The 13984-nt window shown below is 64.6% G+C and carries 13 protein-coding genes; 9 read left to right on the forward strand and 4 right to left on the reverse strand.

Annotated elements, in window-relative coordinates; genetic code table 11:
• Positions 1 to 1064 (forward strand): type I restriction endonuclease (locus tag ACWPWQ_RS20190; RefSeq protein WP_454010613.1); only part of this gene is annotated, 1064 nt, incomplete at its 5' end.
• 51 nt (positions 1065 to 1115) lie between these two features.
• On the opposite strand, the gene ACWPWQ_RS20195 is transcribed toward ACWPWQ_RS20190, so the two are convergent.
• The 4 genes from ACWPWQ_RS20195 to ACWPWQ_RS20210 all read right to left on the reverse strand — a co-directional run bounded on the left by ACWPWQ_RS20195 (position 1116) and on the right by ACWPWQ_RS20210 (position 7080).
• Positions 1116 to 1850, reverse strand: a complete 735-nt coding sequence (locus tag ACWPWQ_RS20195) for an SDR family oxidoreductase (protein ID WP_454010614.1) — start codon at positions 1848 to 1850, stop codon at positions 1116 to 1118.
• Between the two features lie 55 nt (positions 1851 to 1905).
• Positions 1906 to 2442, reverse strand: coding sequence for a GNAT family N-acetyltransferase (locus ACWPWQ_RS20200; RefSeq protein WP_454010615.1), 537 nt, complete (start codon positions 2440 to 2442; stop codon positions 1906 to 1908).
• A 175-nt stretch (positions 2443 to 2617) separates the two neighbouring features.
• A complete protein-coding gene (locus ACWPWQ_RS20205) occupies positions 2618 to 4783 on the reverse strand; it encodes an AsmA family protein (protein WP_454010616.1) in 2166 nt (721 codons plus the stop codon).
• Positions 4784 to 4932: 149 nt separating this feature from the next.
• Positions 4933 to 7080 carry a prolyl oligopeptidase family serine peptidase gene (locus tag ACWPWQ_RS20210; protein ID WP_454010617.1) on the reverse strand — a complete coding sequence of 716 codons (2148 nt, stop codon included), beginning with the start codon at positions 7078 to 7080 and terminating at the stop codon, positions 4933 to 4935.
• Positions 7081 to 7298: 218 nt separating this feature from the next.
• Between ACWPWQ_RS20210 and ACWPWQ_RS20215 the strand changes: the two genes are divergently transcribed.
• From ACWPWQ_RS20215 to ACWPWQ_RS20250, 8 genes are all read left to right on the forward strand, one after another.
• On the forward strand, positions 7299 to 8510 hold the full coding sequence (locus tag ACWPWQ_RS20215; RefSeq protein ID WP_454010618.1) for a threonine synthase: 1212 nt from the start codon (positions 7299 to 7301) through the stop codon (positions 8508 to 8510).
• Positions 8507 to 9172: an amino acid ABC transporter permease gene (locus ACWPWQ_RS20220; protein WP_454010619.1), complete on the forward strand. Its 666-nt coding sequence runs from the start codon at positions 8507 to 8509 to the stop codon at positions 9170 to 9172. Before ACWPWQ_RS20215 ends, ACWPWQ_RS20220 begins: the two co-directional genes overlap by 4 nt.
• Before the next feature lie 89 nt (positions 9173 to 9261).
• A complete protein-coding gene (locus tag ACWPWQ_RS20225) occupies positions 9262 to 9924 on the forward strand; it encodes an amino acid ABC transporter permease (protein WP_454010620.1) in 663 nt (220 codons plus the stop codon).
• Positions 9921 to 10682 (forward strand): amino acid ABC transporter ATP-binding protein, encoded by a 762-nt coding sequence (locus tag ACWPWQ_RS20230; RefSeq protein WP_454010621.1) that lies wholly within the window; start codon positions 9921 to 9923, stop codon positions 10680 to 10682. The genes ACWPWQ_RS20225 and ACWPWQ_RS20230 overlap by 4 nt, the downstream gene beginning before the upstream one ends.
• Complete coding sequence (locus ACWPWQ_RS20235; protein WP_454010622.1) at positions 10679 to 11515, forward strand: transporter substrate-binding domain-containing protein; 837 nt, start codon at positions 10679 to 10681, stop codon at positions 11513 to 11515. The genes ACWPWQ_RS20230 and ACWPWQ_RS20235 overlap by 4 nt, the downstream gene beginning before the upstream one ends.
• A gap of 196 nt (positions 11516 to 11711) precedes the next feature.
• Complete coding sequence (locus ACWPWQ_RS20240) at positions 11712 to 12971, forward strand: MgtC/SapB family protein (RefSeq protein WP_247625518.1); 1260 nt, start codon at positions 11712 to 11714, stop codon at positions 12969 to 12971.
• Between the two features lie 74 nt (positions 12972 to 13045).
• Positions 13046 to 13636, forward strand: coding sequence for a sugar O-acetyltransferase (locus ACWPWQ_RS20245; protein ID WP_139433984.1), 591 nt, complete (start codon positions 13046 to 13048; stop codon positions 13634 to 13636).
• Positions 13633 to 13974: a DUF1294 domain-containing protein gene (locus tag ACWPWQ_RS20250; protein WP_342059802.1), complete on the forward strand. Its 342-nt coding sequence runs from the start codon at positions 13633 to 13635 to the stop codon at positions 13972 to 13974. Before ACWPWQ_RS20245 ends, ACWPWQ_RS20250 begins: the two co-directional genes overlap by 4 nt.
• Positions 13975 to 13984: the final 10 nt, after the last annotated feature.

Genomic DNA, 13984 nt, shown 5'->3' on the forward strand with positions numbered 1-13984 from the left:
CCAAAAAAATCACTCAGCAGTCATCCATGATCGCAACCGAAGAGGCAACAAAGAACGCCTTTGTCATGCCATTTCTCAACCGCGTACTCGGTTATGATGTGTTCGACCCCACCGAAGTAATCCCTGAGTTCACCGCAGACACGGGCATCAAGAAAGGCGAAAAAGTTGACTACGCCATTCTCAAAGATGGTCAGGTGCAAATATTGGTGGAGTGTAAGAAATACAGTGAGAAGCTCTCTGCCAAACATTCAGGACAGCTATTCAGGTACTTTGCCGTCACCAATGCCCGGATCGGAATACTGACCAATGGTGCTCAATACGAGTTCTATACCGACCTTGATGCCCCGAACAAGATGGACGAGAAACCATTTCTAACGCTGGATCTGGAAGATATCGATGAGCACGTAGTACCCGAGGTGCTGAAGCTGACCAAGACCTCCTTCGATGTTGAATCCGTAGTCGATGCGGCGGGAGAGTTGAAATACCTCAGTCAAATCAAGAAATTGCTTGCAGAGCAATTTTCCTCGCCAGAAGAAGACTTTGTGAAATTCTTTGCATCCCGTATTTATGACGGCGTTCTTACTGCACGAGTGAAACAGTCTTTCACCGACATCACCAAGAAAGCCCTCAGCCAGTTCCTCAATGACAGCATCAATGCCAGATTGAAGTCAGCGATAGGTAGCAGCGTCAATGCCTCGACAATTCAGCCCGCCTTTGACAGCAGTGGTTCAAACGATGGCAATGAGGCTGAGAATAATAATGAAGAAAAATCGAAGATAGACACCAGCATTGAGGAGGTTGAAGGCTTCAACGTCGTCAAAGCCATCCTGAGGCAGCGGTTTGATGTAACAAGAATCGCGGCAAGAGACACTCAGAGTTATTTTGGCATCCTGCTCGACGACAATAACCGCAAGCCACTTTGCCGGTTACATTTCAATTCGAAGCAGAAATATCTTGGGTTATTTGATGCCGACAAGAAGGAAACCCGACACCCTATTGGCTCCGTTGATGAGATATTTACCTTTGCCGATCAGTTGCTGACTGCAACAGCCGTCTACGAATAACCCTGATCAAGGGGGAGCGACACCTCCCCCCTTTTCCCTCCAGCAAAACCCCTAGCGCCCCCCGGCCAGATCGATAAAGGTGCCGGTGGCATAGGAGGCTTCGTCCGACAGCAGCCAGGCGATGGCGGCGGCCACCTCCACCGGCTGACCGCCCCGTTGCAGCGGAATATTGCCCTTGATCCTGTCCACCCGACCGGGTTCGCCGCCGTCCCCGTGCATCTCGGTATAGATAAAGCCCGGGCGCACCCCGTTGACCCGGATCCCCTGGGCCGCCACCTCCAGGGACAAGCCCCTGGTCAGCACGTCTATGGCCCCCTTGGAGGCGGCGTAGTCCACATACTCCCCGGGGGAGCCCAGGCGCGCGGCGGCGGAGGAGACGTTGACGATGGCGCCCCCGCTCGTCATGCGGCGCACCGCCTCCCGGCAGCAGAGAAAATAGCCGGTCACATTGGTGGTCAGGGTCTTGTTGATGCGCTCGGCGCTCATCTCCAGCACCTTCATCTGGGGCTGGAGTATGCCCGCGTTGTTCACCAGATGGGTGATCACCCCGAGCCGGGCGTCCATCTCCTCGAACAGGCGCACCACCTCGGCCTCCACCCCGATATCCGCCTGCACTGCTATGCAGGAGACCGGATACCGGGCCCGGATCTCGGCCACCAGCGCCTCGGCACTGGCCTTGTCATGACGATAGTTGAGGCACAGATGATACCCCAGCCCCGCCAGATAACGGGCCGTCGCCGCCCCTATCCCCCTGCTGCCACCTGTGATCAACACCCGTTTGTGCATGGACCCTCCTGGTCGTGTCGCGGATTGAACTACTGCGAGATGGATGGCGGCCGCGTCAGGCCGGGCCGTGATCCATCACGGTCTCCACCAGCACCCGGTTGAAGCGCCGGTACCCCTGCTCATCGAGCGGGGCCGGATAGCTAAGCACCCGCAGCGCATGGCCTTGATGATCCGGCTGATAGGGCGGGTGCACGTGGTCATGATCGCTCAGGCAAAAACCCAGCCCCTGATAGAAACGCAGCCGGCGGATGGCGATCTCGTCCTCTGGCGGATCTATCTCCAGGATGACGGGGCGCCCGGCCTCCCGGCAGAATGTCGCCAGCAGGCGGGAGCCGTGGTTCTGGCCGCGCAGGGCCGGGTTGATGGCCAGATGCTCGATGTAGATCTGCTCGCCGCAGTCCCACCAGAAGATAAAGCCGAGCAGCTGCTCGCCCTGATAAAAGAGCTGGCAGTGAAAGCGGGAGTCTCCCATCTTGAGCTGCTGATGCTGCGGCTGGCGCTGTTCGTAGCGGGGAAAGCTGCTGCCGTAGATCTGCCAGACCAGCGGCCAGTCCGGATGGGATATCTCTCTTGCGATTTCACTGCGACTCATTCATCTGCTCCTTGGTAAAACCACAGTGATACCATCTTTGTCCGGCCCCAACATCCCTCTCTTTCACTACCGGCGCATGCGGCGTCGAGTCCCGCCTCCTTTCCCGAGCGCAGAGCAACACGCACAGAGCCCGCACTGGGCGGGCTCTGCATGGCGATAAGACGACAGGTCCAGGCTATTTGAACAGGCCCTTGAGCAGCTGATCCGCCACCCCCTTGATCTGCTCGTCGTCGCCCTTGTCTCCCAGCAACTTCTTGAGGCCGCGCTCGGCCTCCTTGCGGGCCTTCTCCTCCAGCACCTTGTTGTTGCTGAGCAGTTCCTTCACGTCGAGCCGGTAGCTCGGTGTCTGCCAGTGACCGCCGATGCGCACCGGTATGGTGACGTCCTTGAGCTCGTCCACGCTCTTGCCCCCCTGGCCCTTGCTGCTCTCCACCACTGAGGTGAGGAACAGGAAGTCGAGGGTCTCGGGCACCAGGGCGGTCTGGCCCTGGCCCTTCACCCGCAGGGCGGGCGCGAGCAGCTGGATGTCGTCGCTGCGCGCCACGCCATTGGCGATCTGGAAGCTGGCGGTCAGGGCGCTGAAGTCGGTCTTGCGCGCCTCCTTCACCTGATCCGCCCCCTTGCCGGTCAGGGTGGCCCGCGCCTCGCGGATCATCTCAGCCAGGTTGATGCCGTGCAGGGCACCGTCCCTCAGCCTGAGACTCGCCTTGCCCTGCATCTGGCTGCGCAGGGCCTGCTCGGAGAGGCCAGTGCCCTGCGCCTGCACCTCGAGATCTCCCTTGCCTTCCAGTCGATCGTTCTGGGCCAGGGTCTGCAGCAGGGGGCGAATATCCACCCCCTGTATCCGCTTGTGCACCTGATAGCGGGCGGGTTGCTGACGGGCATCGAGCACGCCGCTCGCCGTCACCTGACCACCGGCCACCCCGGCGCTGAACTGCTTGAGCGTTAGCTGCCCACCGGCCAGGGCGAGCTGCAGGTCGACGGCGCCGAGATCCAGCCCCTTCACCCTCAGGCTGCCCAGTTGCAGCCGGCCGGCCAGGTCCACCGCCTTGAGGGCGGCGAGATCGGGCTCCATGGTGGAGAGCGCCCTGGTGGCGGGAGCCTGCGCCTGCGCCTTTGTTCCGGCCGGTGCAGCCGCCCCCGAGGTGGCCGCAGCGGGCGCCGCCCTGGCTGGCTGACCGAGCCAGCTGTCGAGGTCGAGTTTTTCCCCCTTGAGGTCGAACTCCACCCTGGGCACGGCCCCCAGATGCACAGTGCCGTTGCCGCTGAGCAGGGCGTCATCCGCCCCCATCACCAGGTTGCTCAGGGTGACGCTCTGCTTGTCGAGCTCCGCGCGGGCAAAGCCCGCCAGCTTGAGGTTCATCTGCGGGCGCGGCAGGGCATCGCCGCTGAGCCTGGCGGCCAGCACGGCATCCGACAGCTCCAGCAGTTGCCGCTTCTCGTCGAGCCGCGCCTTGAGGGTCCCCTCCAGGGTTCCGGCCAGGGTCGGCTTGTCCGCCGCCCCCTGGGCGCCGCTCAGGTTAAGGGTCAGGCTGCTCCACTGCCCCAGCGCCAGCCGATCGGCCTTGAGGGTGAAGGCATCGAGCCGCTGCGATGGCTGGCTCAGGCTGCCGCTGAGGCTGAGATCCTTGAGCTCGCTCTTCATTGCCTCCTGGGCCGGCTTGAGCTGGGCCTCTCCCTTGAGATCAAACCCCAGATCCCCTTGCGCCCCCTTGGCGGCCAGGGTCACCGGCACCCACTCACCCGGGGTCAGCTGCCCCAGATCGAGATCCAGCCGGTCGAGCCGGGAGACGACGCCGCTGCGATCGTCCCGCACCAGAGCGCTGGCCTCGACCAATGCTACCCCTTGCAGGCTGATCTGCCAGGGTTTTTCTTCACTGGCGGCAGGGGCGGCGGGCTGGCCATCGCCGGCAGGGGATTGAGCGCCATCGCCCTTGTCGGCGGTGACAGTCTTGACCAGACCGCTCAGGTTGGAGCTGCCATCGGCCCTGGTCTGGATAAAGAGATGGGCGCCGCTCAGGGTCACCTTGCCAATCTCCAGCCGGCGGGAGAGCAGCGGCAGCAGGGCGACAGAGGCGTCACCCTGCGCGAAGCGCAGCAGATCCGGCTCGGCAAAGCCCGCGGGGTTGCGAAGTTGCACCTTCTCGAGGGAGAGGCCGAGGCTCGGCCAGAAGCGCCAGCCGATATCCCCCTCCATCACCAGCTCGCGGCCCGTGCTCTTGCGCACCTGCTCCGCCAGCTGGGGCTTGAACTGATTGGGGTCAACCAGAGACACCAGGGCGGCGATGGCCACCACGGCCGCCAGCGCCAACCCCAGCAGTATGTAGATGATCTTCTTCACGACGAACTCCTCAATGCAGATCCTGTGGCTGACTATACCACCGGGGGCGCGGCGCAGGCTGTACCGGCCACAAAACGGGCAAATGGCGAGACAGGGATGGTCGCGCCCGCCTGTCCCACCACGGAAAAGGGCCCCGCAGGGCCCTGGTCTTACTGGACGGTCGGCAGTTGCCGGTAGCCCATCTCATACAAGGTGAAGGCATAGAGGTCCGCGCTCTGCTCGATAAGCTTGGTCACCGGCGTGCCCGCCCCGTGCCCCGCATTGGTCTCGATGCGGATGAGCTGGGGATGGGGGCCCGCATTGTCGGCCTGCAGGGTGGCGGCGAACTTGAAGGAGTGGGCCGGCACTACGCGATCGTCGTGATCCGCCGTGGTCACCATAGTCGAGGGGTAGCTGACCCCGGGCCGCACCTGGTGCAGGGGCGAGTAGCCCTTCAGATACGCGAACATGGCCTCATCATCGGCGCTGGTGCCGTAGTCATAGGCCCAGCCCGCCCCGGCGGTGAAGCTGTGGTAGCGCAGCATGTCGAGCACCCCCACCGCCGGCAGCGCGACCCGCATCAGATCCGGCCGCTGGGTCATCACGGCCCCCACCAGCAGGCCGCCGTTGGATCCACCGCGGATCGCCAGCCGGTCGGCGCGGGTGTAGCCCTCGGCCTTGAGGTACTCCGCCGCGGCGATGAAGTCGTCGAACACGTTCTGCTTGTTCATCCTGGTGCCCGCCAGGTGCCAGGCCTGGCCGTACTCGCCACCCCCGCGCAGGTTCGCCACCGCATAGACGCCCCCCAGATCCAGCCAGTTCGCCACCGACACGCTGAAGCTCGGGGTCAGGCTCACGTCGAAGCCGCCATAGCCGTAGAGGATGGTCGGGTTGCTGCCATCGAGTTTCAGCCCCTTGCGGTAGCTGATGATGAGCGGCACCCGGGTACCGTCCTTGCTCCGGTAGAAACGCTGCTCACAGACATAATCCTCTGGCTTGAACGGCGCCGCCGAGGCGCGATAGAGGCTGATGGCCCCGCTGTTGGGCTCGAACTGGTAGAGAGTGGGCGGCTGGGCATAGTTCTCGAAGCCGAAGTAGAGGGCGGGATCGTCGTGCTTGCCCTTGAAGCCGCTGACGCTGCCAAGGCCGGGCAGCGCCACCTCGCGCACCCGCTTGCCTTCGTAGTCGAACTGCTCGACCCGGGCGGTGGCGTCCACCATGTACTCGGCGAACAGGTAGCCGCTGCCGCTGTGCACCCTCAGCACCTGCTGGCGCTCGGGGATGAGGTCGCGCCACTGTTCGGGGCCCGGGTTGGCGGCCTCCACCGTCACCAGACGGCCGTTGGGGGCGTCCCGGTTGGTCAGCAGGTAGAGCGTGCCGCCCTGGTTGTCCACCAGGCTCACGTCCGCCTCCAGATCCCCCTGCACCGTCAGCAGCGGTGCGTTCTCCCGGCTCAGATCCTTCACGTAGAGGCGGTTGCCGGAGGTGGAGTCCGCCGCCGAGATGAGCAGGAAGCGGTCATCTTCGGTGACACTGGCCCCCACGTAGCGGTGCTTTTGCGCCGGAATGGCGCCGAACACCAGCCGATCTTCCTGCTGCGCCGTGCCGAGGCGGTGGAAATAGAGCTTGTGCTGATCTGTCTTGGCCGACAGCTCGCTGCCATCTGGCTTGTCGTAGCTCGAGTAGAAGAAGCCCTCGTTGCCGAGCCAGCTGATGCCGCTGAACTTCACGTCCTTGAGGGGCGCCTCCAGGGGCTGTTTGCTCTCCACGTCCATCAGGTGGATTTCGCGCCAGTCGCTGCCGGCCAGCGACAGGGAGTAGGCCAGGATGCGGCCATCCCGGGAGAAGCTCAGCTGATCCAGCGCCGTGGTGCCGTCGGGGCTGAGGGTATTGGGATCGAGGAACACTTCCGCCGGCTTGCCCGGCAGCTGGCGCCACAGCACGTTTTGGTTCTGCAGGCCGTCGTTCTTGAAGAAGTAGTGGTAGCGCCCCTCGCGAAACGGCGCCCCCTCCTTGGCGTAGTTCCAGGATGAGGCGAGCCTCTCCTTGATGGCCGCCCGATACGGGATCTGCGAGAGGTAATCCTGAGTTACCCGGTTCTGGGCCCTGACCCAGGCCTCGGTCTCGGGGCTGCGGTCATCCTCCAGCCAGCGATAGGGATCGGCCACGGCCTGGCCGAAGTAGTGATCCACCTGATCCCCCTGGGGGGTGACGGGGTAGTGAAGGCGCGTTTTCCCTGACATGGCATCCTCTTCGGTTGACTGGCCGCTGCACGCACACAGCAGTGACAGGGCCAGCAGGCTGACAATGGCTCGCATCGAGGCGGCTCCCTGCGATTTCGGTGAAGCGGGCAGGGTAACAAAGAGTGCCGTACGGCCCAACCCCCCGGCCGGTGGCGACGGGCGGTGCCCCCGGCAAAGACGGAGTCATATGAATTTTTTCACTTAGGTTTGCCGCTTTATTTTGTTTGTTATCCGGCCCCTGGGTCACAGGATGGAATAAGAAACCAGCCAACGTGACCCATTCAGGATAAAGCATGCCCTACAGCTACCTATCACATCTGAGGTGCAGCAAGACCGGCGAGACCCATGATGCCGATCGGCCCCAGCAACTGAGCCGGGCGGGGGCACCGCTCTTGGCCAGCTACGATCTCGAGGCCCTGAAGCAGGCCTGGCACTCGGCCTCCCTGCTGGGTCGCCCCGCCAGCCTGTGGCGCTACCACGAGCTGCTGCCGGTGCGCGACCCCGCCCAGGTGGTCACCCTGGGGGAAGGCTTCACTCCCCTGCTGCCCCTGCCCACCCTCGGCAAGCAGATTGGCATTCCGGATCTCTGGATGAAGGATGAGAGCGTCCTCCCCACCGGCTCCTTCAAGGCCCGTGGCGCCGCAGTCGGGGTCTCCCGCGCCCGGGAACTCGGCGTCACCCACTTCGCCATGCCCACCAACGGCAACGCCGGTGCGGCCTGGGCGCTCTACGGCGCCCGCGCCGGGCTGCGCAGCACCATTGTCATGCCCCAGGCGGCCCCCGCCATCACCAGGCTGGAGACCTCCCTCGCCGGCTCCCGCCTCTATCTGGTGGACGGCCTCATCAGCGACGCCGGTCGCCAGGTGGCCCAGGCGGTGGCGGAGCAGGGGCTGTTCGATGCCTCCACCCTCAAGGAGCCCTACCGCATCGAGGGCAAGAAGACCATGGGGCTGGAGATCGCCGAGCAGCTCGGCTGGACCCTGCCGGATGTCATCCTCTACCCCACAGGTGGCGGGGTCGGGCTCGTCGGCATCTACAAGGCGCTGCGGGAGTTGCAGGAGCTGGGCTGGGTCAAGGGCGACCTGCCCAGGCTGGTGGCGGTGCAGGCGAGCGGCTGCGCCCCCATAGTCCAGGCCTGGCAGCAGGGGGAGCGCGAGTCGCGCTTCTGGCCCGACTCCCAGACCCTGGCGTTCGGCATCAATGTGCCCAAGGCGCTGGGGGATTTTCTGGTGCTGGACGCCCTCTATCGCACCGAAGGGTGCGCCATAGCAGTGGACGACGGCGCCATCCAGCGCGAGATCCGCCAGCTCGCCGCGCGCGAAGGCAGCTTCGTCTGCCCGGAAGGGGCGGCCGCCTTCGCCGCCGCTCGCCAACTGCGGGAGAGCGGCTGGATCCAGGGGGGCGAGCGGGTGGTGGTGCTCAACACAGGCGCCGGCATCAAGTACCCGGACGCCATCACAGTGCTGCCCCAGCGGCTGCGCCGCGACGGGAGCATCCCCGCATGAGCTTCGACTGGTCCTTTGTCCTCACCACCCTGCCAGCCTTTGGCAAGTCGGTCTGGGTCACCTTGCAGCTCGGCGCCCTGGTGATCCTCAGCTCCCTCACCGTGGCGCTGCTCAATGTGACGCTGCAAAGCCTGCACAGGCCCTGGCTGAACCGGGTGATCCGCGCCTATGTGGAGCTGGCCCGCAACACGCCGCTCTTGATCCAGCTGTTCTTTCTCTACTTCGGGCTGCCGGCGCTCGGCCTGTCGCTGTCGGGCTTTGCCACTGCGGTGATCGCCATGACCTTCCTCGGCGGCGGCTATCTCACCGAGGCGCTGCGGGCGGGCATTCAGGCGGTCCCCCCTAGCCAGCTGGAGGCGGGCCGGGCCATAGGTCTCTCCCGCTGGCAACTGCTGCGCCATGTGCAGTTGCCCCAGGCCTGGCTCGCCAGCCTGCCGGCGCTCTTTGCCAATTTCATCTTCCTGCTCAAAGAGACCACGGTGGCCTCGGCAGTGGCGGTGCCGGAGCTGCTCTACACCACCAGGAACTACATCGCCCTCTACTACAAGACCTACGAGATGCTGGCGGTGCTGACCTTGATGTGCGTGCTGATCTTTCTGCCGCTCTCCTTGGCCCTGCGCGTCGTTGAAAGGAGGCTGCAACATGGTCAGTTCGGTCATTGAATCGCTGATGCAGGCGAGGATCCCGATGTGGGCACTGATCGTCCTGCTGCTGTCACTCGCCACCCATGCAGAGGAAAGGAGGGATCAATATGGTCAATTCGGTCACTGAGCAGCTGATGCAGGCGCTGCCGCTGCTGGCGGTGGGCGCGGGTCAGACCCTCGCCATCTCCCTGCTCGCCATCCTGTTCGCCACCCTGGGCGGCGTCGCTTACGGCGTGCTGGCCCAGCAGGGGGGAAGGCTGACTCGGGGAGTGTTGCGAGTCTATCTGGAGCTGTTTCGGGTGGTGCCCGTGCTGGTCTGGCTCTACCTCTTCTTCTTCGGGCTGCCGATCTTCTTTGGCCTGGATATCCCGGCCTTCTGGTGCGCCGTGCTGGTGCTCTCCCTGTGGGGTGCCAGCGAGGTGGGGGAAGTGGTGCGCGGTGGGCTCAAGTCCCTCGCCCGCGGCCAGCAGGAAGCCGGCCTGGCACTCGGGCTCTCCCGCTGGCAGCTCTATCGCCACGTGCTGCTGCCCCAGGCGCTGCAACGGCTGACGCCGCCGACCATCAACATCCATACCCGCATCATCAAGACCAGCTCGCTGGCGGTGCTGATCGGGGTGGTGGAGGTGATCAAGGTGGGTCAGCAGATCATCGAGCGCACCTATGGCTCGCTGCTCATCTACGGTCTGCTGTTCCTGTTCTTCTTATCGGTCTGCTATCCGCTCTCGCTCGCCTCGCGCCGGCTGGAGCAACAATGGGGTAATGCGGTATGACACCTCTGCTTGAGCTCAATGCTGTCAGCAAACAATTCGGCCAACACCGGGTACTGGACGAGGTCAGCCTCACAGTGAACGCCGGGGAGGTGATCGTCATCCTGGGGCCGAGCGGCTGCGGCAAGAGCACCCTGCTGCGCACCCTCAACGGGCTCGAACCCATTCAGGGGGGCCACATTCGCTTCGATGGAGAGCGGCTGGATGCCAGCACCAACTGGCAGCGGCTGCGCCAGCGCATTGGCATGGTGTTCCAGAGCTATCACCTCTTCCCCAACCTGACGGTGCTGGAAAATGTGCTGCTCGGCCCCCTGCAGGTGCAGAAGCGGGAGCGGCAGGAGGCGCTGCTGCAGGCGGAGCAGCTGCTGACCCGGGTTGGCCTCTGGGAGCGGCGTCACGACTATCCGCGCCAGCTCTCCGGCGGCCAGCAGCAGCGTATCGCCATCGTGCGGGCCCTGTGCATGAACCCGCAGGTGATGCTGTTTGACGAGGTGACCGCCGCGCTGGATCCCGAGATGGTGCAGGAGGTGCTGGAGGTGATCCGCGACCTCGCCGGCAGCGGCATGACCCTGCTCATCGTCACCCACGAGCTGGCGTTCGCCCGGGCGGTGGCGGATCGCATCCTCTTCATGGACGGCGGCCACATCCTGGAGCAGGCCGCCCCCCATCAATTTTTCGACAATCCCAGGAGCCAGCGTGCCCGCCAGTTCCTCGCCAAGTTCTCTTATACAACTGTCATCAAACGAAAGGAGTCAGCATGAAAATAATCACCTCGGTTCTGTTTAGTGCCTTGTTGGGACTGGGTCTCGCCAGTGGCGCCGCCCAGGCGGCGGACGGTTCCCTCGCCAAGATCAAGGCCCGCGACAAGCTCATCGTCGGCGTCTTCACCGACAAGCCCCCCTTCGGCTATGTGGACGAGAAGGGCAAGTACGTCGGCTTCGACACCGATCTCGGTCGTCGTTTCGCCAAGGATCTGCTGGGGGACGAGAACAAGGTCGAGTTCGTGGCGGTGGAGCCCGCCAGCCGCATCCCCTTCCTGCAGAGCGACAAGGTGGACCTCATCCTCGCCAACATGACGGTGACCCCGGAGCGGCGCGAGGTGGTGGACTTCACCAACCCCAACCTCAAGGTCGCGGTGCAGGTGCTGGTGCCAGAAGGGAGCCCGGCCAGGAAGCTCGACGATCTGGCCAGCAAGACACTCATCGTCACCACCGGCACCACGGCGGACATCTGGCTGACCCGCAACCACCCGGAGTGGAAGGTGCTCAAGTTCGAGAAGAACACCGAATCCCTGCAGGCCCTGGCCCAGGGCCGCGGTGACGCCTACGCCCAGGACAACCTGGTGCTCTTCAGTTGGGCCAAGGAGAACCCGGGCTATCGGGTGCTGCCCGAGAAGCTGGGCTCGGAAGACCCCATCGCGCCGGCGGTGAAGAAGGGCAATATCGAGCTGCGGGACTGGGTCAACGACCGTCTCGCCAAGCTGGGGGAAGAGAAGTACCTGCTGAAACTCTACGACCAGTATGTGCGCGACAAACTGAGCGCCGATACCGATCCCAATGACGTGATAGTGGAAGGAGGCAAGTGGCAGGGTTGAGCCTGCCGAGGGAAGTGCTGAGTGTGTGATCTTTGGTTCCGTTGGTCTTCAAACCGCAAGGTTTGGTTTTCAGGCGTCCCCTTGGGTGGCGCCTTTTTTTGCGTGCCAGGCGGTGCGCCCGCTCTGTGAGCCAGCTCCCCCTGCTGGCGCACCGTCTGTGCCATCCTGACAGGGAGAGCAATGAGAGGAGAACCCCATGTGGATCGAGGCGGAGCCCGTCTACGGCGCCCTGGTGTCACTGGCCATAGGGCTCATCATCGGACTGGAGCGGGGTTGGCAGGTGCGCCAGCTGGGGGACAACCAGCGCATCGCCGGGATGCGGACCTATGGCCTCATCGGCCTGCTCGGCGGCGTCTGCGCCCTGCTGTTGCCGACCCTGGGTGCCTGGCTGGCCCTGCTCGGCCTGCTGGCTGTGGTCATCGGCTGCGGCCTCTCGGTCTGGCTGGCCCAGCGCTGGCAGGGGGAGTTTGGCCTCACCAGCTCGGTGGCCATGGTGCTCACCTACCTGCTGGGGCTGATGTCTGTGCTGCAGAGTCCGAGCGAGGCGGTGGCCTGCGCCGTGCTGGCGGCGCTCTTGATGGGACTCAAGGGCCAGATCCAGCAGGGGATGCTGTTCTTGAGCGAGACGGAATTTCACGCAACCCTGCGCTTCCTGCTCATCTCCCTGGTGCTGCTGCCGGTGCTCCCCGACGTCGAGATGGGCCCCCTCGACGCCTTCAATCCCTTCAAGATCTGGCTGATGGTGGTGGTGATCGCCGGCATCTCCTTCTCCGGTCACTTCGCGGTGCGCCTGCTCGGCACCCGTGCCGGCCTGGTGCTCACCAGCATGCTGGCGGGGCTCGCCTCCTCCACCGCCCTCACCCTGCAATTTGCCCGCCTCAACAAGGAGCAGCCCGGGCTGGAGCGGCTGCTGGCCACCGGCATACTGCTGGCGGGGGCCACCATGTGGTTGCGACTGCTGGTGCTGGTGCTGCTCATTCACAACGAACTGGCCATGCGCCTGGCCCTCCCCCTGCTGCTGCTGGCGGCCACCGTCTACGGCTTCGCCTTCTGGTTCTGGCGCCAGCGCGAGGAGATGAGCGACAACCCGGTGCAGCCCGAAACCCGCAACCCGCTGGATCTCGCCACCGCCATCAAGTTCGGCCTGCTGCTGGCGCTCATCGGCTTCATGGCCACCTTGCTGCAGAGCAAGGTAGGCAACTCCGGGGTCTATCTGCTGGCGCTGGTCTCCGGCATCACGGACGTGGACGCCATCACCCTCTCCCTCTCCCAGCTCTCCCACAAGGAGCTGGCCCTGGAAGTGGCGGCCCGGGCCATTCTGCTGGCCGGCCTGGTCAACTCCCTGGTGAAGGGGCTGCTGGCCCTGGTGATCGGCGGCCGCCGTCTGGGGCTGAGGGTCATGCTGCCCTACCTCCTCTCCACCCTGCTGATCCTGCCCCTCCTCTGGCCGGGCTGACCCGGCCACCAGGCCTGACGCCGCCCTGCCCGTCACGTATACTGGCGCCTCTTGGCACATGAGAGGAGGTGAGCATGGCAAGCGACTGGGACAAGGTACTGGCGGGGGGCGCCCTGAACAGCCAGAGCGAGGAGATAGCGAACGACCGCATTCGAGGTCAGGCCCTGCTGGCGAGACTCAACGCCACACCGGCGGGGGATCACGAGGGGCGCCAGAGCCTGTGTGCCGAGCTGTTCGGCCACTGCCCTGACTCCTGCTGGATAAGCTCCCCCTTCATCTGCGAGTTTGGCCGCAACATCCATCTGGGGGAGAAGACCTTCTTCAACTTCAACGTCACCATACTGGACGTGGGCGAGGTGCACATCGGCAGCCATGTGCTGCTGGCCCCCAACGTGCAGATCTACACCGCCACCCACACCATGGACTATCTGGAGCGCCGCAACTGGACCGCCTACAACAAGCCGGTGCGCATCGGCGATGACTGCTGGATTGGCGGCGGCGCCATCATCTGCCCCGGCGTCACCATAGGGCCGCGATCCATCATAGGGGCAGGGGCCGTGGTGACCCGCGACATACCGGCGGACTCCCTGGCGGTGGGCAACCCGGCCCGGGTGATCCGCACCCTCAGCCCGGACGCGCCCCGGGATCCGGCGCTGCTGTCATGATGGCCCTGGCCCTGCTGCCCCTGATCTGGGCCGCCTGGCTCGGCATTGAGGAGGCCAACTGGTGGCCGCTGGCCCTGATCACCACCATGAGCCTGCTCACAGTGCTGGCCTACGCCCACGACAAGCGCCAGGCCATTCGCGGCGGCTGGCGCATCCCGGAATCCCGCCTGCACCTGCTGGAACTGCTCGGCGGCTGGCCCGGCGCCCTGGTGGCCCGCCACTGGTTGCGCCACAAGACCCAGAAGGGGAGCTACCGGCTGCGGTTCTGGGCCATAGTGCTGCTGCACCTCGGCCTGTGGGGGCTCTGGATCAGCCGGCCGCTCTGGCAGGGGCTCTGAACCACCAGGC

The organism is Aeromonas sp. Marseille-Q7275, assembly GCF_965119515.1.

What these genes read in the sequence shown, in the direction of transcription:
- ACWPWQ_RS20195 (WP_454010614.1), bottom strand. Translation starts at nt 1,850, where the DNA reads ATGCACAAACGGGTGTTGATCACAGGTGGCAGCAGGGGGATAGGGGCG.
- ACWPWQ_RS20200 (WP_454010615.1), bottom strand. Translation starts at nt 2,442, where the DNA reads ATGAGTCGCAGTGAAATCGCAAGAGAGATATCCCATCCGGACTGGCCG.
- ACWPWQ_RS20210 (WP_454010617.1), bottom strand. Translation starts at nt 7,080, where the DNA reads ATGCGAGCCATTGTCAGCCTGCTGGCCCTGTCACTGCTGTGTGCGTGC.
- ACWPWQ_RS20215 (WP_454010618.1), top strand. Translation starts at nt 7,299, where the DNA reads ATGCCCTACAGCTACCTATCACATCTGAGGTGCAGCAAGACCGGCGAG.
- ACWPWQ_RS20220 (WP_454010619.1), top strand. Translation starts at nt 8,507, where the DNA reads ATGAGCTTCGACTGGTCCTTTGTCCTCACCACCCTGCCAGCCTTTGGC.
- ACWPWQ_RS20225 (WP_454010620.1), top strand. Translation starts at nt 9,262, where the DNA reads ATGGTCAATTCGGTCACTGAGCAGCTGATGCAGGCGCTGCCGCTGCTG.
- ACWPWQ_RS20230 (WP_454010621.1), top strand. Translation starts at nt 9,921, where the DNA reads ATGACACCTCTGCTTGAGCTCAATGCTGTCAGCAAACAATTCGGCCAA.
- ACWPWQ_RS20235 (WP_454010622.1), top strand. Translation starts at nt 10,679, where the DNA reads ATGAAAATAATCACCTCGGTTCTGTTTAGTGCCTTGTTGGGACTGGGT.
- ACWPWQ_RS20240 (WP_247625518.1), top strand. Translation starts at nt 11,712, where the DNA reads ATGTGGATCGAGGCGGAGCCCGTCTACGGCGCCCTGGTGTCACTGGCC.
- ACWPWQ_RS20245 (WP_139433984.1), top strand. Translation starts at nt 13,046, where the DNA reads ATGGCAAGCGACTGGGACAAGGTACTGGCGGGGGGCGCCCTGAACAGC.
- ACWPWQ_RS20250 (WP_342059802.1), top strand. Translation starts at nt 13,633, where the DNA reads ATGATGGCCCTGGCCCTGCTGCCCCTGATCTGGGCCGCCTGGCTCGGC.